Below are 18186 nucleotides of genomic sequence, written 5' to 3'. Positions count from 1 at the left end.
GATGGAAGAAAAGCTGCGCTTCGCTATCCGCGAAGGCGGCCGTACCGTCGGCGCTGGCATCGTTGCTTCGATCGTCGAGTAATCTGTTCGGTTACGAAATTCATGAAGCCCCGCTGGCAGCAGCGGGGCTTTTTGTTTGTCGCGCAGCGGCTGATCCTTGTATCTGAACGGATTGTGGGCCGAAGAGTTAGAGTTGATATGATGGCCGTGACGTGGGCCTGTACGGAACCACGTGCGTTTGCCTAACGAAACTGGAGGATTCCATGGCTAAGCGTATTCTATTCACCGGTGGGTCTGGCAAGGCTGGCAAGCACGTTGTGCCTTGGCTGATTGCGAAGGGGTACGAGGTTCATAATATCGACCTTACGCCGCTTGATTGCCCCGGCGTGACGAACCTGACGGTCGATGTCACCGACAGTGGACAAGTGTTCAACTCGCTATCGATGCACCGTGATTTTCCCGATCTTGAGTCGGGGCAGGGCGTGAAGCCTTATGACGCGGTGATACATTTTGCTGCGATTCCCCGCATTCTCATCAAGCCGGATAACGAGACCTTCCGCGTTAACACCATGGGCACTTATAACGTCATCGAGGCGGCGGTGAAGCTCGGGATCAAGAAGATTGTCGTCGCATCGAGCGAGACGACCTACGGCATTTGCTTCGCCGAAGGGCATCGCGACTTTTACCAGTTCCCACTGGAAGAGGACTATGATGTCGATCCGATGGACAGCTATGGTTTGTCCAAGGTGGTCAACGAGAAGACGGCGCGGGCATTTGCGGAACGCTACGGCGCCGACATATACGCGCTGCGAATCGGTAATGTCATCGAGCCGCATGAATATGATAAGTTTCCCGGCTTCTTCGCAGATCTGGAGACTCGCAAGCGCAATGCCTGGAATTACATTGATGCTCGGGACCTTGGGCAGATATGTCATCTGTGCGTGGAAAAGGATGGCCTTGGATATCAGGTCTTCAACGCCGCCAACGATACCGCAACGGCCAATGTGCCGACGAAGGAACTCGCTCAGCGCTTTTTCCCCAACGTTCCATGGACTCGCGAGATCGGGGAGTATGAAAGCCTGTATTCCAACCGCAAGATCCGCGATGTGTTGGGGTTCAAGGAAGAGCACAACTGGCGGCAATACGTCGAACTTTGATTGAAACGGCAAACTGATGGGTGGCAAAGGGGAAAAAATAAAAAACACCCTTGCCATTCGTTTCGTGGCGTTTTAAAGGAGCGCCATAGCAATTGCCGAAGCGGCTTTCGTTTCTGCAGTTGCTGTTGAAGGGGTATAGCTCAGTTGGTAGAGCGGCGGTCTCCAAAACCGCAGGTCGTAAGTTCGAGCCTTACTGCCCCTGCCATTCCTCATCCGCAAGCGCTGTACATCGCTGCATGGCAGGTGAGGTGCCGGTTTACCGGCGAAATTCGCCAAATGTCTTTTTTCTCTTGTTAAAGAGGGAATCGGCGTTTATGTAAGACAAAACAGACACGCGGTGCGTGGGGCCGTTTATTTCGGCTTTACGTGCCGTAATTGCGTGGGCAGTCAATGGCATCCAAAACCAATCCGTTTACGTTTCTGCAGCAGGTTCGCGCCGAAGCGTCGAAGATCACTTGGCCGTCGCGCCGCGAAACGATGATTTCCACGGCTATGGTGCTGGTTATGGTCATCTTCGCGGCACTGTTCTTCTTTGCGGCTGACCAGCTCATCGGCTGGTTGCTCAGTCTCGTACTGAGCGTCGGCCGGTAACGAATTGAGCGGAGAGTAGAGATGGCAGCGCGTTGGTATATCGTTCAGGCATATTCGAACTTCGAAAAGAAGGTCGCTGAGTCGATTGAAGAAAAGGTTCGTCAGAAGGGTCTCGATCATCTGTTCGAGCGTATTCTGGTTCCGACCGAAAAGGTCGTTGAGGTTCGTCGCGGCCGTAAGGTCGACAGCGAGCGCAAGTTTTTTCCGGGTTACGTGCTGGTTCGCGCCAACCTGACGGATGAGGCCTATCACCTCATCAAGAATACACCCAAGGTTACGGGTTTTCTGGGCTCTGACAACAAGCCTGTTCCGATTCCAGATTCTGAAGCCGAGCGTATCCTCGGTCAGGTCCAGGAAGGAGTCGAGCGTCCGAAGTCTTCGGTTTCGTTCGAGATCGGCGAACAGGTTCGCGTCTCCGACGGTCCATTCGCATCGTTCAACGGTGTTGTTCAGGATGTCGACGAAGAGCGGTCGCGCCTTAAGGTCGAAGTTTCCATCTTCGGCCGCGCGACACCAGTCGAGCTGGAATATGCGCAGGTCGAAAAGGTCTGACAAGAATTCGAAGGGCGTTTCGCCCTTCAATCAATACATCAGGGACGGCTTGCAAGCGATTGTTTCTGTTTCTGATGTGGTGCGGCAAGTCCGCATAACGCGTGGAAGATCATCTGGCTCGTAGCCGGGGCAGGGATCGCACCACGCAACCGCAGCCGCCGGATTTTCCGGCATCAGAGCCGGGCAACCGGTTCGTATTGAAAGGCAGAGAGATATGGCTAAGAAAGTTGCAGGCCAGCTCAAGCTTCAGGTCAAGGCAGGATCGGCTAACCCGTCCCCGCCAATCGGCCCGGCGCTTGGTCAGCGTGGCGTTAACATTATGGAATTCTGCAAGGCGTTCAACGCTGCTACGCAGGAAATGGAAAAGGGTATGCCGATTCCGGTCGTCATCACCTATTACCAGGACAAGTCCTTCACCTTCGTCATGAAGCAGCCGCCAATGACCTATTGGCTGAAGAAGGAAGCAAAGATCACATCCGGTTCCAAGACGCCTGGTAAGGGCGCCAAGGTCGGCTCCATCACCAAGGCTCAGGTCAAGACGATCGCAGAAGCCAAGATGAAGGATCTGAACGCAGCCGATATCGAAGGCGCAATGGCAATGGTTGAGGGTTCTGCCCGCGCCATGGGCCTGGAAGTGGTAGGTTGATCATGGCAAAGCTTGCAAAGCGCGTACAGAAGATCCGCGAAGGCGTTGATCCAAAGACACTTTACGTTCTGACCGACGCCATCTCGATGGTTAAGGAACGGGCGATTGCCAAGTTCGACGAAACTGTTGAAGTTTCCATGAACCTCGGCGTTGATCCACGTCACGCAGACCAGATGGTTCGCGGCGTTGTCAACCTTCCAAACGGTACGGGCCGTGACGTTCGCGTTGCCGTGTTCGCACGCGGTGCCAAGGCTGATGAAGCCAAGGCTGCTGGTGCAGACATCGTCGGTGCGGAAGACCTGCTCGAAATCGTTCAGGGCGGCAAGATCGACTTTGACCGCGTTATCGCGACACCTGACATGATGCCGCTCGTCGGTCGCCTTGGTAAGGTTCTCGGCCCACGCGGCATGATGCCAAACCCTAAGGTTGGCACGGTTACGATGGACGTTGCTGGAGCTGTTAAGGCTTCCAAGGGCGGCGCCGTTGAATTCCGCGTCGAAAAGGCCGGTATTGTTCATGCTGGTATTGGCAAGGCTTCCTTCGACGCCAAGGCGCTCGAAGAAAACATCAAGGCTTTCGCTGACGCCGTCATCAAGGCAAAGCCAGCTGGCGCCAAGGGCAACTACGTCAAGCGCGTAGCGATTTCCTCGACCATGGGTCCAGGCGTTCGCATCGAGCCTTCGTCGGTTACGGCCTAATATATTCGCCGCGTCTTTACGGAGGCGCGGCATTCAAGATTTCCGGCTCGCAAGGGTCGGGAATTTCCAGGGCAACCTGGAACTCCTGTCCGAGATTGCAGGTGGTTCATATTCCGCAGGGAATTGGCCTTAATCACCTAGCCTGCATGAGACGGGTAAGGCCCGGATTTTCGCATCGAAGAGATGCTTAATAATCCGGTTCGAACCTGATGTGCCTGTGCCTGAAGCCGTTTGCGGCGACAGAGCGGGGGACAGGATCCTCAAGCGTCGCTTGAGATTTTGGTAGCAAAGTCTCTTGAGGCAAAGGCAAACCCGATGAGTTCACAGTTCAATGTGTTCTCATCTACTGGAGACAGACAGTGGAAAGAGCGGAAAAACGCGAATTCGTCACGGAGCTGAATGAAGTCTTCAAGGCTTCTGGTTCAGTTGTCGTGGCCCACTATGCTGGTGTCACAGTTGCGCAGATGAACGATTTTCGTTCGAAAATGCGTGCTGCTGGCGGCACCGTCAAGGTCGCGAAGAACCGCCTGGCCAAGATCGCTCTTCAGGGTACGGAGTCGGAAGGGATCATCGATCTCTTCAAGGGACAGACGCTGATTGCATACAGCACTGACCCTATGATTGCTCCGAAAGTCGTCATGGACTTCGCCAAGACTAACGACAAGGTCGTTGTTCTGGGCGGCGCCATGGGCGCAACCACGCTCTCCGCAGAAGCAGTCAAGTCGCTCGCGACCCTGCCTTCGTTGGACGAGCTGCGTGCGAAACTGCTGGGCCTCTTTGCGGCTCCTGCAACGCGCATCGCAACGGTTGTCTCAGCACCAGCAAGCCAGCTTGCTCGCGTGTTCTCGGCTTACTCAAAGAAGGACGAAGCCGCTTAAGGCGGTTTTTCGCTGTAATTATTCAAACCGGTTCGAACCGAATTAAAGGAACTATAACATGGCTGATCTCGCAAAGATCGTTGACGACCTCTCCGCTCTGACAGTTCTGGAAGCTGCTGAGCTTTCCAAGATGCTCGAAGAAAAGTGGGGCGTTTCTGCTGCTGCTCCTGTAGCAGTTGCTGCTGCTGCTGGTCCTGCTGCTGCCGCTGAAGAAGAAAAGACAGAATTCGACGTAATTCTGGTTGATGCTGGTGCAAACAAGATCAACGTCATCAAGGAAGTCCGCGCAATCACAGGTCTCGGCCTGAAGGAAGCTAAGGACCTCGTTGAAGGCGCTCCTAAGGCTGTTAAGGAAGCTGTTTCCAAGGCTGAAGCTGCCGACCTTAAGAAGAAGCTTGAAGACGCTGGCGCCAAGGTTGACGTTAAGTAATCTTGGAATGTTCGGGAGGCGGCGTTCGCGCCGTCTCCTGTTTGCATTTCTACCGAACTTTTTACCCAAAAGCCGCGTGAAAATGGCTTTTGGGTAATGGGTTCTTCAAAAGAATGGTTTCGAACCGCGCGCTACAGGCACTCCGGCCTTATCGTTCGGGACGTGAAACGAGATTGAAGACACTCATTGGATTGACGGGATCGACTGGCCAGCGGTTCCCGTCCGTTGCAGGCCCGGATGCAATTTTAAAGGAGCGACGATGGCTCAGACCCTTTCGTTTAACGGTCGCAGGCGCGTACGCAAGTTTTTCGGCAAAATTCCAGAAGTAGCGGAAATGCCGAACCTCATTGAGGTTCAGAAGGCTTCGTATGACCAGTTTCTCATGGTTGACGAGCCCGAGGGCGGTCGTCCCGACGAGGGATTGAATGCTGTATTCAGGTCCGTATTCCCGATCACCGACTTTTCCGGTGCTTCGATGCTCGAATTCGTATCCTATGAATTCGAACAGCCGAAGTTCGACGTGGAAGAGTGCCGTCAGCGCGATCTGACCTACGCAGCGCCGCTCAAGGTGACGCTGCGTCTGATCGTGTTCGATATTGACGAGGATACAGGCGCGAAGTCCATCAAGGACATCAAGGAACAGTCCGTTTACATGGGCGACATGCCGCTCATGACCAATAACGGTACGTTCATCGTGAACGGCACGGAGCGCGTCATCGTTTCGCAGATGCACCGTTCGCCAGGCGTTTTCTTCGACCATGACAAGGGCAAGAGCCACTCGTCCGGCAAGCTTCTGTTTGCTGCGCGCGTCATCCCTTACCGTGGTTCGTGGCTCGATATCGAATTCGACGCCAAGGACGTTGTCTACGCACGTATCGACCGTCGCCGTAAGCTGCCTGCTACATCGCTTCTCATGGCGCTGGGCATGGATGGCGAAGAAATTCTGTCGACCTTCTACACCAAGGCAAACTACGAGCGTGACGGCGATGGCTGGCGTTACCCATATCAGCCAGACGTGCTGAAGGGTGCCAAGGCGATCACCGAGCTGGTCGATGCCGACACGGGTGAAGTTGTTGTCGAGGCCGGCAAGAAGCTGACACCGCGTTTGATCCGTCAGCTGTCGGACAAGGGCCTGAAGTCGCTGAAGGCGACCGATGAAGAGCTTTACGGCAACTACCTCGCCGAAGACATGGTCAACTACGAGACGGGTGAAATCTATCTCGAAGCTGGCGATGAAATCGACGAGAAAACGCTGAAGCTCATTCTCGAGACAGGTTTCGACACGATTCCAATCCTCAACATCGACCACGTCAATGTTGGTGCCTACATCCGCAATACGCTGGCAGCAGACAAGAACGAGAACCGTCAGGAAGCTCTGTTCGACATCTACCGCGTTATGCGTCCGGGTGAGCCGCCTACCATGGATTCGGCCGAAGCCATGTTCAAGTCACTGTTCTTCGACAGCGAACGTTACGATCTTTCGGCTGTTGGCCGCGTGAAGATGAACATGCGTCTGGACCTGGATGCAGAAGACACCGTGCGCACGCTGCGCAAGGAAGACATTCTGGCAGTCGTCCGGATGTTGGTCGAACTGCGCGACGGCAAGGGCGAAATCGACGATATCGACAACCTCGGCAACCGTCGCGTTCGCTCCGTTGGTGAGTTGATGGAGAACCAGTATCGTCTGGGTCTGCTGCGCATGGAACGTGCGATCAAGGAACGTATGTCCTCGATCGAAATCGACACGGTGATGCCGCAGGATCTGATCAACGCCAAGCCAGCAGCTGCTGCTGTTCGCGAATTCTTCGGCTCCTCGCAGCTGTCGCAGTTCATGGACCAGGTGAACCCGCTTTCGGAAATCACCCACAAGCGCCGTCTTTCGGCTCTTGGACCTGGCGGTCTGACCCGTGAGCGCGCAGGCTTTGAAGTCCGCGACGTTCACCCGACCCACTACGGCCGTATTTGCCCGATTGAAACGCCTGAAGGCCCGAACATCGGTCTGATCAACTCGCTTGCAACCTTTGCCCGCGTCAACAAGTACGGCTTCATCGAAAGCCCGTACCGCAAGATCATCGACGGCAAGGTGACCAAGGAAGTTATTTACCTCTCCGCTATGGAAGAGGCGAAATACTATGTTGCACAGGCCAATGCCGGGTTGGATAGCGAAGGCGCGTTCACGGAAGAGTTCGTTGTTTGCCGTCACTCCGGCGAAGTTATGTTGGCTCCACGTGACAACATCAACCTGATGGACGTTTCGCCAAAGCAGCTGGTTTCGGTTGCTGCGGCTCTCATCCCGTTCCTGGAAAACGACGACGCCAACCGCGCTCTCATGGGCTCGAACATGCAGCGTCAGGCCGTTCCACTTCTGCGTGCCGAGGCTCCGTTCGTCGGAACCGGCATGGAGCCGATCGTTGCGCGTGACTCCGGTGCTGCTATTGCCGCACGTCGTGGTGGCGTGGTCGATCAGGTGGATGCGACCCGTATCGTTATCCGTGCGACGGAAGATCTTGATGCCGGCAAGTCCGGTGTTGATATCTATCGTCTCCAGAAGTTCCAGCGTTCCAACCAGAACACCTGCGTCAACCAGCGTCCGCTTGTCGCTGTAGGCGATATTCTGAACAAGGGCGATATCATCGCCGACGGTCCTTCGACCGATCTCGGCGACCTTGCACTTGGCCGCAACGCGCTCGTCGCGTTCATGCCGTGGAATGGTTACAACTACGAAGACTCCATCCTGATGTCTGAACGCATCGTCTCTGACGACGTGTTCACGTCCATTCACATCGAAGAATTCGAAGTGATGGCCCGCGACACCAAGCTTGGTCCTGAAGAAATCACGCGTGATATTCCGAACGTTTCGGAAGAAGCGCTGAAGAACCTCGACGAAGCCGGCATCGTGTACATCGGCGCTGAAGTTCAGCCTGGCGATATTCTCGTCGGCAAGATCACGCCAAAGGGTGAAAGCCCGATGACGCCGGAAGAAAAGCTTCTGCGCGCCATCTTCGGTGAAAAGGCTTCCGACGTTCGCGACACCTCCATGCGCATGCCTCCTGGCACGTTTGGTACTGTCGTTGAAGTTCGCGTGTTCAACCGTCACGGCGTTGAAAAAGACGAGCGTGCGATGGCCATCGAGCGCGAAGAAATCGAACGTCTTGCCAAGGACCGTGATGACGAACAGGCTATCCTGGATCGTAACGTCTACGGCCGTCTGATCGAGATGCTGCGCGGACAGGTATCCATTGCCGGTCCAAAGGGCTTCAAGAAGGGCGTCGAGCTTTCGAACGCGGTCGTATCCGAATATCCCCGCTCGCAGTGGTGGATGTTCGCTGTCGAAGACGAAAAGGCTCAGTCCGAGCTGGAAGCGCTTCGCGGTCAGTACGACGAATCCAAGTCGCGCCTTGAACAGCGCTTCATGGACAAGGTCGAGAAGGTTCAGCGAGGCGATGAAATGCCTCCGGGCGTCATGAAAATGGTCAAGGTCTTCGTTGCTGTGAAGCGCAAGATCCAGCCAGGCGACAAGATGGCTGGCCGTCACGGTAACAAGGGCGTTGTCTCTCGTATCGTGCCTGTTGAAGATATGCCGTTCCTGGAAGATGGCACGCATGTCGACATCTGCTTGAACCCGCTGGGCGTGCCTTCGCGCATGAACGTCGGTCAGATTCTCGAAACGCACCTCGCGTGGGCTTGCGCCGGTATGGGCAAGAAGATCGGGGCGATGCTGGACGAGTATCACAAGTCGCTTGATATCACTGAACTGAAGCGCGAGCTGACGGAAGTGTATGCCAGTGAGGCCAAGGACGAAGTCGCACACTTCGACGACGAGTCCCTGTTGCGTCTCGCCGAGCAGTCAAGAAAGGGCGTTTCGATTGCAACGCCGGTCTTCGACGGCGCGCATGAGCCTGACGTTGCTGAAATGCTGACGAGAGCCGGTCTTCACGACTCGGGTCAGTCTGTTCTGTACGATGGTCGTACCGGTGAAACCTTCGACCGTAAGGTGACTGTCGGTTACATGTACATGATCAAGCTGAACCACCTTGTTGACGACAAGATCCACGCTCGCTCGATCGGTCCTTACTCGCTCGTTACCCAGCAGCCGCTGGGCGGCAAGGCGCAGTTCGGCGGTCAGCGCTTCGGAGAAATGGAAGTCTGGGCTCTGGAAGCTTACGGCGCGGCCTACACGCTGCAGGAAATGCTCACCGTCAAGTCTGACGACGTGGCGGGCCGCACGAAGGTTTACGAAGCTATCGTCCGTGGTGACGATACATTCGAAGCCGGTATTCCTGAAAGCTTCAACGTGCTCGTCAAGGAAATGCGCTCGCTGGGTCTCAGCGTCGAACTCGAAAATTCGAAGCTCGACGAAGCCAATGCAGCGAACCAACTGCCTGACGCGGCGGAATAAAAATAAAAGGGCAGGCACCTTACAGGGTGCCTGCCTGTTTCGCCCGATGGTTACGGCCTGACGGTAGAAACTTCCGCCGCAATTTGCGGTTAATCGTGTTTTAGGCATTGGCCGGTGATGCGGACTCACCGTGCCAGATGCAAGCAAGGGGCCAAACCCCTAAGGAGACAGGCATGAACCAAGAGGTCATGAACCTTTTCAACCCGTCGGTACCGGCGCAGCACTTCGATTCCATTCGGATTTCGATTGCCAGCCCGGAAAAGATTCTTTCGTGGTCCTATGGCGAGATCAAGAAGCCAGAAACCATCAACTATCGTACGTTCAAGCCTGAACGCGACGGTCTGTTCTGCGCGCGTATTTTCGGACCGATCAAGGACTATGAGTGCTTGTGCGGCAAGTACAAGCGTATGAAGTACAAGGGCATCATCTGCGAAAAGTGCGGCGTTGAAGTTACGCTGTCGCGCGTTCGCCGTGAGCGCATGGGCCATATCGAGCTTGCAGCACCTGTTGCGCACATCTGGTTCCTGAAGTCTCTTCCTTCGCGTATCTCGACATTGCTCGACATGACGCTGAAAGATGTTGAGCGCGTTCTGTATTTTGAAAACTACATCGTGACCGAGCCTGGCCTCACTTCGATGAAGCAGAACCAGCTTCTCAACGAAGAAGAGTACATGATCGCCGTTGACGAGTTCGGCGAAGACCAGTTCACAGCCATGATCGGCGCTGAAGCCATCTATGAGATGCTGGCTTCGATGAACCTCGAGAAGATCGCGGGCGACCTTCGCACTGAGCTGGCCGAAACCACGTCTGAGCTCAAGCAGAAGAAATACATGAAGCGTCTCAAGATCGTTGAGAACTTCATGGAATCCGGCAATCGTCCCGAGTGGATGATCATGAAGGTTGTTCCAGTCATTCCACCGGACCTGCGTCCGCTGGTTCCGCTGGATGGTGGCCGTTTCGCCACGTCTGACCTGAACGATCTTTATCGCCGCGTGATCAACCGTAACAACCGCTTGAAGCGCCTGATCGAGCTTCGTGCGCCTGGCATCATCATCCGCAACGAAAAGCGTATGTTGCAGGAATCCGTCGATGCGCTGTTTGATAACGGCCGTCGCGGTCGCGTCATCACGGGTGCAAACAAGCGTCCGCTGAAGTCGCTGTCCGATATGCTCAAGGGCAAGCAGGGCCGCTTCCGTCAGAACCTTCTCGGCAAGCGCGTCGACTATTCCGGTCGTTCGGTTATCGTGACTGGTCCTGAGCTGAAACTGCACCAGTGCGGTCTTCCAAAGAAGATGGCTCTCGAGCTGTTCAAGCCGTTCATCTATGCTCGCCTTGATGCGAAGGGTTACTCCTCCACCGTCAAGCAGGCCAAGAAGCTGGTCGAAAAGGAAAAGCCGGAAGTTTGGGATATCCTCGACGAGGTCATTCGCGAGCACCCGGTTTTGTTGAACCGCGCACCGACGCTTCACCGTCTGGGCATCCAGGCCTTCGAACCTATGCTGGTTGAAGGCAAGGCTATCCAGCTGCACCCACTCGTCTGCACGGCCTTCAACGCCGACTTCGACGGTGACCAGATGGCTGTCCACGTTCCGCTGTCGCTTGAAGCGCAGTTGGAAGCACGCGTGTTGATGATGTCCACAAACAACATCCTGCACCCTGCAAACGGCCAGCCGATCATCGTTCCTTCGCAGGACATGGTTCTCGGTCTTTACTACCTCTCGATCATGAACCAAAACGAGCCAGGCGAAGGCATGGCCTTCTCTGATCTGGGCGAGTTGCACCACGCTTTGGAAAACAAAGTCGTGACGCTGCATGCCAAGATCCGTGGTCGCTTCAAGACTGTGGATGCCGAAGGCAAGCCCGTTTCGAAGATCCACGAAACAACACCTGGCCGCATGCTCATTGGCGAACTTCTGCCGAAGAACGTGAATGTGCCTTTCGAGACCTGCAACCAGGAAATGACCAAGAAGAACATCTCGAAGATGATCGACACGGTCTACCGTCACTGCGGCCAGAAAGACACGGTCATCTTCTGCGACCGCATCATGCAGCTCGGCTTTACCCATGCTTGCCGCGCCGGCATTTCGTTCGGCAAGGACGACATGATCATTCCTGAAACCAAGGTGAAGATCGTTGGTGACACGGAAACCCTCGTCAAGGAATACGAACAGCAGTACAATGACGGCCTGATCACGCAGGGTGAAAAGTACAACAAGGTCGTTGACGCCTGGGGTAAGGCAACGGAAAAAGTCGCGGAAGACATGATGGCCCGTATTAAGGCTGTCGAGTTCGATCCAGAGACCGGTCGTCAGAAGCCGATGAACGCCATTTACATGATGTCCCACTCCGGTGCGCGTGGTTCTCCGAACCAGATGCGTCAGCTGGGTGGTATGCGCGGCCTCATGGCCAAGCCATCGGGCGAAATCATCGAAACGCCGATCATTTCCAACTTTAAGGAAGGTCTGACCGTTAACGAGTACTTCAACTCGACGCACGGTGCCCGTAAGGGTCTTGCGGACACGGCCTTGAAGACGGCGAACTCCGGTTACCTCACACGTCGTCTCGTTGACGTGGCGCAGGACTGCATCGTCAACTCCACGGATTGCGGCACCGACAAGGGCCTCACCATGACTGCCATCGTTGATGCCGGTCAGGTCGTTGCTTCGCTCGGCGCACGTATCCTTGGTCGTACGGCTCTCGATGATATCGACAATCCGGTCACGGGCGAAAACATCGTCAAGGCTGGCAAGTTGATGGACGAAGCCGATATCGCGACGATTGAAGCGTCTGGCATCCAGTCCGTTCGTATCCGCTCTGCTCTGACCTGCGAAATTCAGGTTGGTGTTTGCGGCGTCTGCTACGGTCGTGACCTTGCGCGTGGTACGCCAGTTAACATGGGCGAGGCGGTTGGTGTTATTGCCGCTCAGTCTATCGGTGAACCAGGCACGCAGCTTACCATGCGTACGTTCCACCTTGGTGGTACGGCTAACGTGGTCGACCAATCGTTCCTGGAAGCGTCTTACGAAGGTACGATTCAGATCAAGAACCGCAACAGCTTGCGCAACTCTGACAACATTCTCATCGCGATGGGCCGTAACATGTCCGTCACCATTCTCGATGAGCGTGGCGTCGAGCGTTCCTCGCAGCGTGTAGCCTATGGCTCCAAGCTGTTTGTGGACGATGGCGACAAGGTGAAGCGCGGTCAGCGTCTGGCTGAGTGGGACCCATACACACGTCCAATGATGACGGAAGTGGAAGGTACTGTTCACTTCGAAGATCTGGTCGATGGCCTCTCCGTTCTGGAAGCAACCGACGAATCCACCGGTATCACCAAGCGTCAGGTTATTGACTGGCGTTCGACACCGCGCGGTTCGGATCTCAAGCCTGCGATCGTCATCAAGGACGCATCCGGCAATGTTGCAAAGCTTGCACGTGGTAGCGAAGCCCGCTTCCACCTGTCGGTTGACGCGATCCTGTCGGTTGAGCCTGGCATGAAGGTCTTCCAGGGTGATGTGCTTGCACGTTCGCCACTGGAAAGCGCCAAGACGAAGGATATCACCGGTGGTCTGCCGCGTGTTGCCGAACTCTTTGAAGCGCGTCGTCCAAAGGATCACGCTATCATCGCCGAAATCGATGGTACGATCCGTCTGGGCCGCGACTACAAGAACAAGCGCCGCGTTCAGATCGAGCCTGCGGAAGATGGTGTCGAGCCAGTCGAATACCTGATCCCGAAGAGCAAGCCGTTCCACCTTCAGGAAGGCGACTACATCGAGAAGGGCGAATACATTCTCGACGGCAACCCCGCACCGCACGACATCCTGGCGATCAAGGGCGTGGAGGCTCTGGCTTCCTACCTCGTGAACGAAATTCAGGAAGTCTATCGCTTGCAGGGCGTTGTCATCAACGACAAGCACATCGAAGTGATCGTGCGTCAGATGCTGCAGAAGGTGGAAATCACCGATGCAGGTGACTCGCAGTACATCGTGGGCGACAGCGTTGATCGCATCGAGATGGAAGACAACAACGATCGTCTGATCGAAGAAGGCAAGAAGCCATCTTACGGCGACCCGGTTCTTCTGGGTATCACCAAGGCTTCGCTGCAGACACCTTCGTTCATCTCGGCTGCTTCGTTCCAGGAAACCACAAAGGTTCTCACGGAAGCTGCAATCGCCGGCAAGACCGATACGTTGCAGGGTCTGAAGGAAAACGTCATCGTTGGCCGTCTGATCCCAGCCGGTACCGGTGGCACCATGACCCAGATCCGCCGCATCGCGACGGGCCGCGACGAGCTCATCATCGAAGAGCGCAAGAAGAGCACAGGCTCGGCTTCCGCAAACCAGATGCTGCAAGACATGACAGACAAGGCTCCAGCTGCCGAATAACGGCAGCCAGGGCAGGGGCCTCGCAAGGGGCCCCGTCTGGTACAAACAGAAACGCCCGGAGTGATCCGGGCGTTTTTTATTGCAAGAGTGTTCAGTGGGTCTGTGTGAGGCGTCAGCGAGCCCGGAGGGCTCGAATGCCTCAGGCGAAGCGTATGATCGCGACTTCACCCTCAAGCGCACCCTGGTAGGCAGAGGCGTGTGGCTCTTCGTCAGGGACTTCCGTCAGCATGCCGATCTGGTCAAGATCAGCCTCAAGGAAGCCTTCCTCTGAGAGCGCGTTGAGAGCCTCGCGTACAGCGCTGTCATCGTCTGGTGCGCGCAGGATGATGTGAATGTCGATGCCTTCCTGGCCTTCACGCTCATAGGCCTTGCCGATGACGATAAAGACCATGGCATCGTCGCGTCCGTTGTCGTTATCTGGTTCCGTAATCATGACGCGATCCCTTTTCTGGCTGTGATGTGTGGAGATGGCAGACGAGCCCGGACAACGAGACCGGCCTTCAGCATCTTCAGGGAATCAATAGACGGATTTTGTGAAAAGCCAAAGGCCGGATTGGTAAAAGCGTGCATGGGGAGTGGGTTTATGTTAAAAGCGTTCCGAAAGGCTACGTCATAGGGTGTCACCAGGGCATGCACAGGCACTAAATGCGGATTCACCCTTGACGAAACTGGGTTAAAACAGTAGTACGCCCGCCATCGGAGCCAATGTGAGGCATGGCCATCTGGAGCGACTCGCTCTGGAGTTCACCTCAAACAAGGGTCCAAAAACACGTACGAGACACGAATGTTGCACGCAAGACGTCTCAGGACGTCCTATGCTCTTGGTGGTCCCATCCGTGGAAACCGGATCGGGCCACAATTTGCGCATGACGATATGAGTGCGTCGTTGCCGGAGACGGTATAGCCGCCACCCGCGAGGGTGGCTAAAGTAGTTTTTACAAGGGATGGTTATATGCCTACCGTAAACCAGCTGATCCGCAAGCCACGCCAGGCACAGGTAAAGCGCAATAAGGTTCCTGCCCTGCAGGAAAACCCACAGAAGCGCGGCGTTTGCACACGCGTTTATACAACAACCCCTAAGAAGCCTAACTCGGCTCTTCGTAAGGTTGCCAAGATCCGCCTGACCAACGGCTTTGAAGTCATCGGCTACATTCCTGGCGAAGGTCACAACCTTCAGGAACACTCCGTTGTCATGATCCGTGGCGGCCGCGTAAAGGACTTGCCGGGCGTTCGTTACCACGTCATCCGTGGTGTTCTCGATACCCAGGGCGTCAAGAACCGCAAGCAGCGTCGTTCGAAGTACGGTGCCAAGCGTCCGAAGTAATTCGGTTTAACAAATTCCGGCGCTGCGCGAGGTTCTCCGCGTGGTAAAGCGTCATTCAAAGTTGAGAGACAAGTAGTATGTCCCGTCGCCATAGTGCAGAAAAGCGTGAGATCAACCCGGACCCGAAGTTCGGCGATCTGATCGTTACCAAATTCATGAATGCCATCATGCTTCACGGCAAGAAGTCGGTTGCAGAAAGCATCGTTTACGGCGCGTTTGACGTCGTTCAGGGCAAGGCAAAGGCAGAGCCACTCGGCATCTTCCATTCGGCCCTCGAAAACGTTGCGCCGCACGTTGAAGTGCGTTCGCGCCGCGTTGGTGGTGCAACCTACCAGGTTCCAGTCGATGTTCGCCCAGAGCGCCGTCAGGCACTCGCGATCCGTTGGCTGATCGCTGCTGCGCGCAAGCGCAACGAAACAACCATGGTTGATCGCCTGTCTGGCGAACTCATGGATGCTGCGAACAACCGTGGTTCCGCTGTCAAGAAGCGCGAAGACACGCACAAGATGGCAGACGCCAACCGCGCATTCTCGCATTACCGCTGGTAATCTAACCGATCCGAAAGGCAGTCCGTTATGGCTCGCGAATATAAAATCGAAGACTACCGCAATTTCGGTATCATGGCGCACATCGACGCCGGTAAGACGACAACAACCGAGCGTATTCTTTACTACACCGGTAAGTCGCACAAGATCGGCGAAGTTCATGATGGCGCAGCCACAATGGACTGGATGGAGCAGGAGCAGGAACGTGGTATCACCATCACGTCTGCTGCTACGACGACCTTCTGGAAGGGTCGCGATGGCAAGATGCGCCGTTTCAACATCATCGACACCCCCGGCCACGTTGACTTCACGATTGAAGTTGAACGTTCGCTGCGCGTTCTCGATGGTGCTATTGCGCTTCTCGACGCCAACGCCGGTGTAGAGCCGCAGACAGAAACTGTCTGGCGTCAGGCTGAGAAGTACAACGTTCCGCGTATGATCTTCTGCAACAAGATGGACAAGACCGGTGCTGACTTCTACCGCTCGGTAGAAATGATCAAGACCCGTCTCGGCGCTATCGCAGTTGTCATGCAGCTCCCAATCGGTGCAGAAACCGAATTCAAGGGCGTAATCGACCTTATCGAGATGAATGCTCTTATCTGGCGCGACGAATCGCTCGGCGCTCAGTGGGACGTCGTTGAGATTCCGGAAGACATGAAGGAAAAGGCTGCTGAATATCGTGAAAAGATGATCGAACAGGTCGTCGATATCGATGAAGAAGCAATGGAAGCCTACCTGAACGGCGAATTGCCAGACAACGACAAGATCCGTGAGCTTGTTCGTCGTGGCACCATCGACGTGAAGTTCCACCCAATGTTCTGCGGTACTGCGTTCAAGAACAAGGGCGTTCAGCCACTTCTCGACGCCGTTTGCGATTACCTGCCTTCGCCGCTGGATATTCCTGCGATCAAGGGCATCGACTTCAAGACCGAAGCCGAAATCGAACGTCATCCAGACGACTCTGAGCCGCTTTCCATGCTCGCGTTCAAGATCATGAACGACCCATTCGTTGGTTCGCTCACCTTCGCACGTATCTACTCGGGCAAGCTCGAAAAGGGCACATCTGTTATCAACACGGTCAAGGACAAGCGCGAGCGCGTCGGCCGTATGCTTCAGATGCACTCCAACAGCCGTGAAGACATCGAAGAAGCCTTTGCTGGTGACATCGTTGCTCTGGCTGGTCTTAAGGAAACAACGACAGGCGATACGCTTTGCGATCCTCTGAAGCCTGTTATTCTTGAGCGTATGGAATTCCCTGAGCCTGTTATCCAGATCGCGATTGAACCAAAGACCAAGGGCGACCAGGAAAAGATGGGCCTCGCGCTCAACCGCCTGGCTGCTGAAGATCCATCGTTCCGCGTCAAGACGGATGAAGAGTCTGGTCAGACGATCATCGCCGGCATGGGCGAACTTCACCTCGACATTCTCGTTGACCGTATGCGTCGCGAGTTCAAGGTTGAAGCTACCGTTGGTGCTCCTCAGGTTGCTTACCGTGAAACGATCACGCGTCAGCACGAAGAAGACTACACGCACAAGAAGCAGTCCGGTGGTACCGGTCAGTTCGCGCGCGTCAAGATCATCTTTGAACCGAACCCAGAAGGCGAAGACTTCAAGTTCGAGTCCAAGATCGTTGGTGGTGCAGTTCCAAAGGAATACATCCCAGGCGTTCAGAAGGGTATCGAAAGCGTTCTGTCTTCCGGTCCTCTGGCTGGCTTCCCGATGCTCGGCGTTAAGGCAACCTTGATCGACGGCGCATACCACGACGTTGACTCCTCGGTTCTGGCATTCGAAATCGCATCGCGTGCCTGCTTCCGTGAAGCAGCGAAGAAGGCTGGTGCACAGCTTCTCGAGCCGATGATGAAGGTCGAAGTTGTGACTCCTGAAGATTACGTCGGTGACGTGATCGGCGATCTGAACTCGCGTCGCGGTCAGATCCAGGGTCAGGAAAGCCGTGGTATTGCCGTTGTTATCAACGCGCATGTTCCATTGGCCAACATGTTCAAGTACGTCGACAACTTGCGCTCCATGTCCCAGGGCCGCGCGCAGTATTCGATGACCTTCGATCACTATTCGCCGGTTCCAAGCAACGTTGCTCAGGAAATCCAGGCAAAGTATTCCGGTCAGAAGTGACCGGGGTACGCCCCTAACGAAATTTAGAGTTTATTCCCTTCAAGGGACAGGAATGGAGAGCCACGAATGGCAAAGAGCAAGTTTGAGCGCAACAAGCCGCACGTCAACATTGGCACGATTGGTCACGTTGACCACGGCAAGACGTCGTTGACTGCTGCGATCACGAAGTACTTCGGCGAATACAAGGCGTACGATCAGATCGACGCAGCGCCGGAAGAAAAGGCACGCGGTATCACGATTTCGACGGCTCACGTTGAATATGAGACGCCAAACCGTCACTACGCACACGTTGATTGCCCCGGCCACGCCGACTACGTCAAGAACATGATCACCGGTGCTGCCCAGATGGACGGCGCGATCCTGGTCTGCTCCGCAGCTGACGGCCCAATGCCACAGACCCGCGAGCACATCCTGCTTGCTCGTCAGGTTGGCGTTCCTGCCATCGTTGTGTTCC

General features: G+C 55.3%; 15 protein-coding genes and 1 tRNA gene. 15 read left to right on the top strand and 1 reads right to left on the bottom strand.

Annotated features, from left to right (window positions below; all coding sequences use genetic code 11):
• The 11 genes from IFT53_RS23325 to rpoC all read left to right on the top strand — a co-directional run.
• The coding region (locus IFT53_RS23325) for an EF-Tu C-terminal domain-related protein (protein ID WP_010051863.1) at positions 1 to 82 on the top strand (82 nt) is incomplete at its 5' end.
• Between the two features lie 181 nt (positions 83 to 263).
• Positions 264 to 1157 carry an NAD-dependent epimerase/dehydratase family protein gene (locus tag IFT53_RS23320; RefSeq protein ID WP_192068407.1) on the top strand — a complete coding sequence of 298 codons (894 nt, stop codon included), beginning with the start codon at positions 264 to 266 and terminating at the stop codon, positions 1155 to 1157.
• A gap of 129 nt (positions 1158 to 1286) precedes the next feature.
• Positions 1287 to 1362 (top strand) — tRNA-Trp (locus IFT53_RS23315).
• Between the two features lie 185 nt (positions 1363 to 1547).
• Positions 1548 to 1748 carry a preprotein translocase subunit SecE gene (gene secE / locus IFT53_RS23310; RefSeq protein WP_042618546.1) on the top strand — a complete coding sequence of 67 codons (201 nt, stop codon included), beginning with the start codon at positions 1548 to 1550 and terminating at the stop codon, positions 1746 to 1748.
• A gap of 21 nt (positions 1749 to 1769) precedes the next feature.
• The gene (nusG, locus tag IFT53_RS23305; RefSeq protein WP_042618545.1) at positions 1770 to 2300 is read left to right on the top strand and encodes a transcription termination/antitermination protein NusG; all 531 of its coding nucleotides are present in this window, start codon (positions 1770 to 1772) and stop codon (positions 2298 to 2300) included.
• 214 nt (positions 2301 to 2514) lie between these two features.
• Positions 2515 to 2946 carry a 50S ribosomal protein L11 gene (rplK, locus tag IFT53_RS23300; RefSeq protein WP_042618544.1) on the top strand — a complete coding sequence of 144 codons (432 nt, stop codon included), beginning with the start codon at positions 2515 to 2517 and terminating at the stop codon, positions 2944 to 2946.
• A 2-nt stretch (positions 2947 to 2948) separates the two neighbouring features.
• Positions 2949 to 3644, top strand: coding sequence for a 50S ribosomal protein L1 (gene rplA, locus IFT53_RS23295; protein WP_042618543.1), 696 nt, complete (start codon positions 2949 to 2951; stop codon positions 3642 to 3644).
• 359 nt (positions 3645 to 4003) lie between these two features.
• Positions 4004 to 4522: a 50S ribosomal protein L10 gene (gene rplJ / locus IFT53_RS23290; protein ID WP_192068405.1), complete on the top strand. Its 519-nt coding sequence runs from the start codon at positions 4004 to 4006 to the stop codon at positions 4520 to 4522.
• Positions 4523 to 4580: 58 nt separating this feature from the next.
• Positions 4581 to 4952 carry a 50S ribosomal protein L7/L12 gene (rplL, locus tag IFT53_RS23285; protein WP_042618541.1) on the top strand — a complete coding sequence of 124 codons (372 nt, stop codon included), beginning with the start codon at positions 4581 to 4583 and terminating at the stop codon, positions 4950 to 4952.
• Between the two features lie 259 nt (positions 4953 to 5211).
• Positions 5212 to 9351, top strand: a complete 4140-nt coding sequence (gene rpoB / locus IFT53_RS23280; protein ID WP_192068403.1) for a DNA-directed RNA polymerase subunit beta — start codon at positions 5212 to 5214, stop codon at positions 9349 to 9351.
• A gap of 173 nt (positions 9352 to 9524) precedes the next feature.
• Positions 9525 to 13733 (top strand): DNA-directed RNA polymerase subunit beta', encoded by a 4209-nt coding sequence (rpoC, locus tag IFT53_RS23275; protein WP_192068402.1) that lies wholly within the window; start codon positions 9525 to 9527, stop codon positions 13731 to 13733.
• Between the two features lie 139 nt (positions 13734 to 13872).
• Here the strand turns inward: rpoC and IFT53_RS23270 are convergent, their stop codons facing one another.
• The gene (locus IFT53_RS23270; RefSeq protein ID WP_042618538.1) at positions 13873 to 14166 is read right to left on the bottom strand and encodes a hypothetical protein; all 294 of its coding nucleotides are present in this window, start codon (positions 14164 to 14166) and stop codon (positions 13873 to 13875) included.
• A 519-nt stretch (positions 14167 to 14685) separates the two neighbouring features.
• On the opposite strand from IFT53_RS23270, the gene rpsL reads away from it, so the two are divergent.
• The 4 genes from rpsL to IFT53_RS23250 all read left to right on the top strand — a co-directional run.
• Positions 14686 to 15057, top strand: coding sequence for a 30S ribosomal protein S12 (rpsL, locus tag IFT53_RS23265; RefSeq protein ID WP_042618537.1), 372 nt, complete (start codon positions 14686 to 14688; stop codon positions 15055 to 15057).
• Between the two features lie 77 nt (positions 15058 to 15134).
• Positions 15135 to 15605 carry a 30S ribosomal protein S7 gene (gene rpsG, locus IFT53_RS23260; RefSeq protein ID WP_042618536.1) on the top strand — a complete coding sequence of 157 codons (471 nt, stop codon included), beginning with the start codon at positions 15135 to 15137 and terminating at the stop codon, positions 15603 to 15605.
• A 27-nt stretch (positions 15606 to 15632) separates the two neighbouring features.
• The gene (gene fusA, locus IFT53_RS23255) at positions 15633 to 17732 is read left to right on the top strand and encodes an elongation factor G (RefSeq protein ID WP_192068400.1); all 2100 of its coding nucleotides are present in this window, start codon (positions 15633 to 15635) and stop codon (positions 17730 to 17732) included.
• Positions 17733 to 17798: 66 nt separating this feature from the next.
• On the top strand, positions 17799 to 18186 hold a 388-nt coding region (locus IFT53_RS23250), incomplete at its 3' end, for a GTP-binding protein (protein ID WP_192096922.1).

It is taken from the genome of Rhizobium sp. CFBP 13644 (assembly GCF_014842165.1).
GTDB classification, from domain to species: Bacteria; Pseudomonadota; Alphaproteobacteria; order Rhizobiales; family Rhizobiaceae; genus Agrobacterium; species Agrobacterium tumefaciens_C.
The sequence above is the reverse complement of the archived record's forward strand: the minus strand, read 5'-3'. Positions and strand labels throughout refer to the sequence as shown.

Excerpts from the sequence above, each read along its gene's own strand:
- IFT53_RS23320 (WP_192068407.1), top strand. The coding sequence starts at position 264 with ATGGCTAAGCGTATTCTATTCACCGGTGGGTCTGGCAAGGCTGGCAAG.
- secE (WP_042618546.1), top strand. The coding sequence starts at position 1,548 with ATGGCATCCAAAACCAATCCGTTTACGTTTCTGCAGCAGGTTCGCGCC.
- nusG (WP_042618545.1), top strand. The coding sequence starts at position 1,770 with ATGGCAGCGCGTTGGTATATCGTTCAGGCATATTCGAACTTCGAAAAG.
- rplK (WP_042618544.1), top strand. The coding sequence starts at position 2,515 with ATGGCTAAGAAAGTTGCAGGCCAGCTCAAGCTTCAGGTCAAGGCAGGA.
- rplA (WP_042618543.1), top strand. The coding sequence starts at position 2,949 with ATGGCAAAGCTTGCAAAGCGCGTACAGAAGATCCGCGAAGGCGTTGAT.
- rplL (WP_042618541.1), top strand. The coding sequence starts at position 4,581 with ATGGCTGATCTCGCAAAGATCGTTGACGACCTCTCCGCTCTGACAGTT.
- rpoB (WP_192068403.1), top strand. The coding sequence starts at position 5,212 with ATGGCTCAGACCCTTTCGTTTAACGGTCGCAGGCGCGTACGCAAGTTT.
- rpoC (WP_192068402.1), top strand. The coding sequence starts at position 9,525 with ATGAACCAAGAGGTCATGAACCTTTTCAACCCGTCGGTACCGGCGCAG.
- IFT53_RS23270 (WP_042618538.1), bottom strand. The coding sequence starts at position 14,166 with ATGATTACGGAACCAGATAACGACAACGGACGCGACGATGCCATGGTC.
- rpsL (WP_042618537.1), top strand. The coding sequence starts at position 14,686 with ATGCCTACCGTAAACCAGCTGATCCGCAAGCCACGCCAGGCACAGGTA.
- rpsG (WP_042618536.1), top strand. The coding sequence starts at position 15,135 with ATGTCCCGTCGCCATAGTGCAGAAAAGCGTGAGATCAACCCGGACCCG.
- fusA (WP_192068400.1), top strand. The coding sequence starts at position 15,633 with ATGGCTCGCGAATATAAAATCGAAGACTACCGCAATTTCGGTATCATG.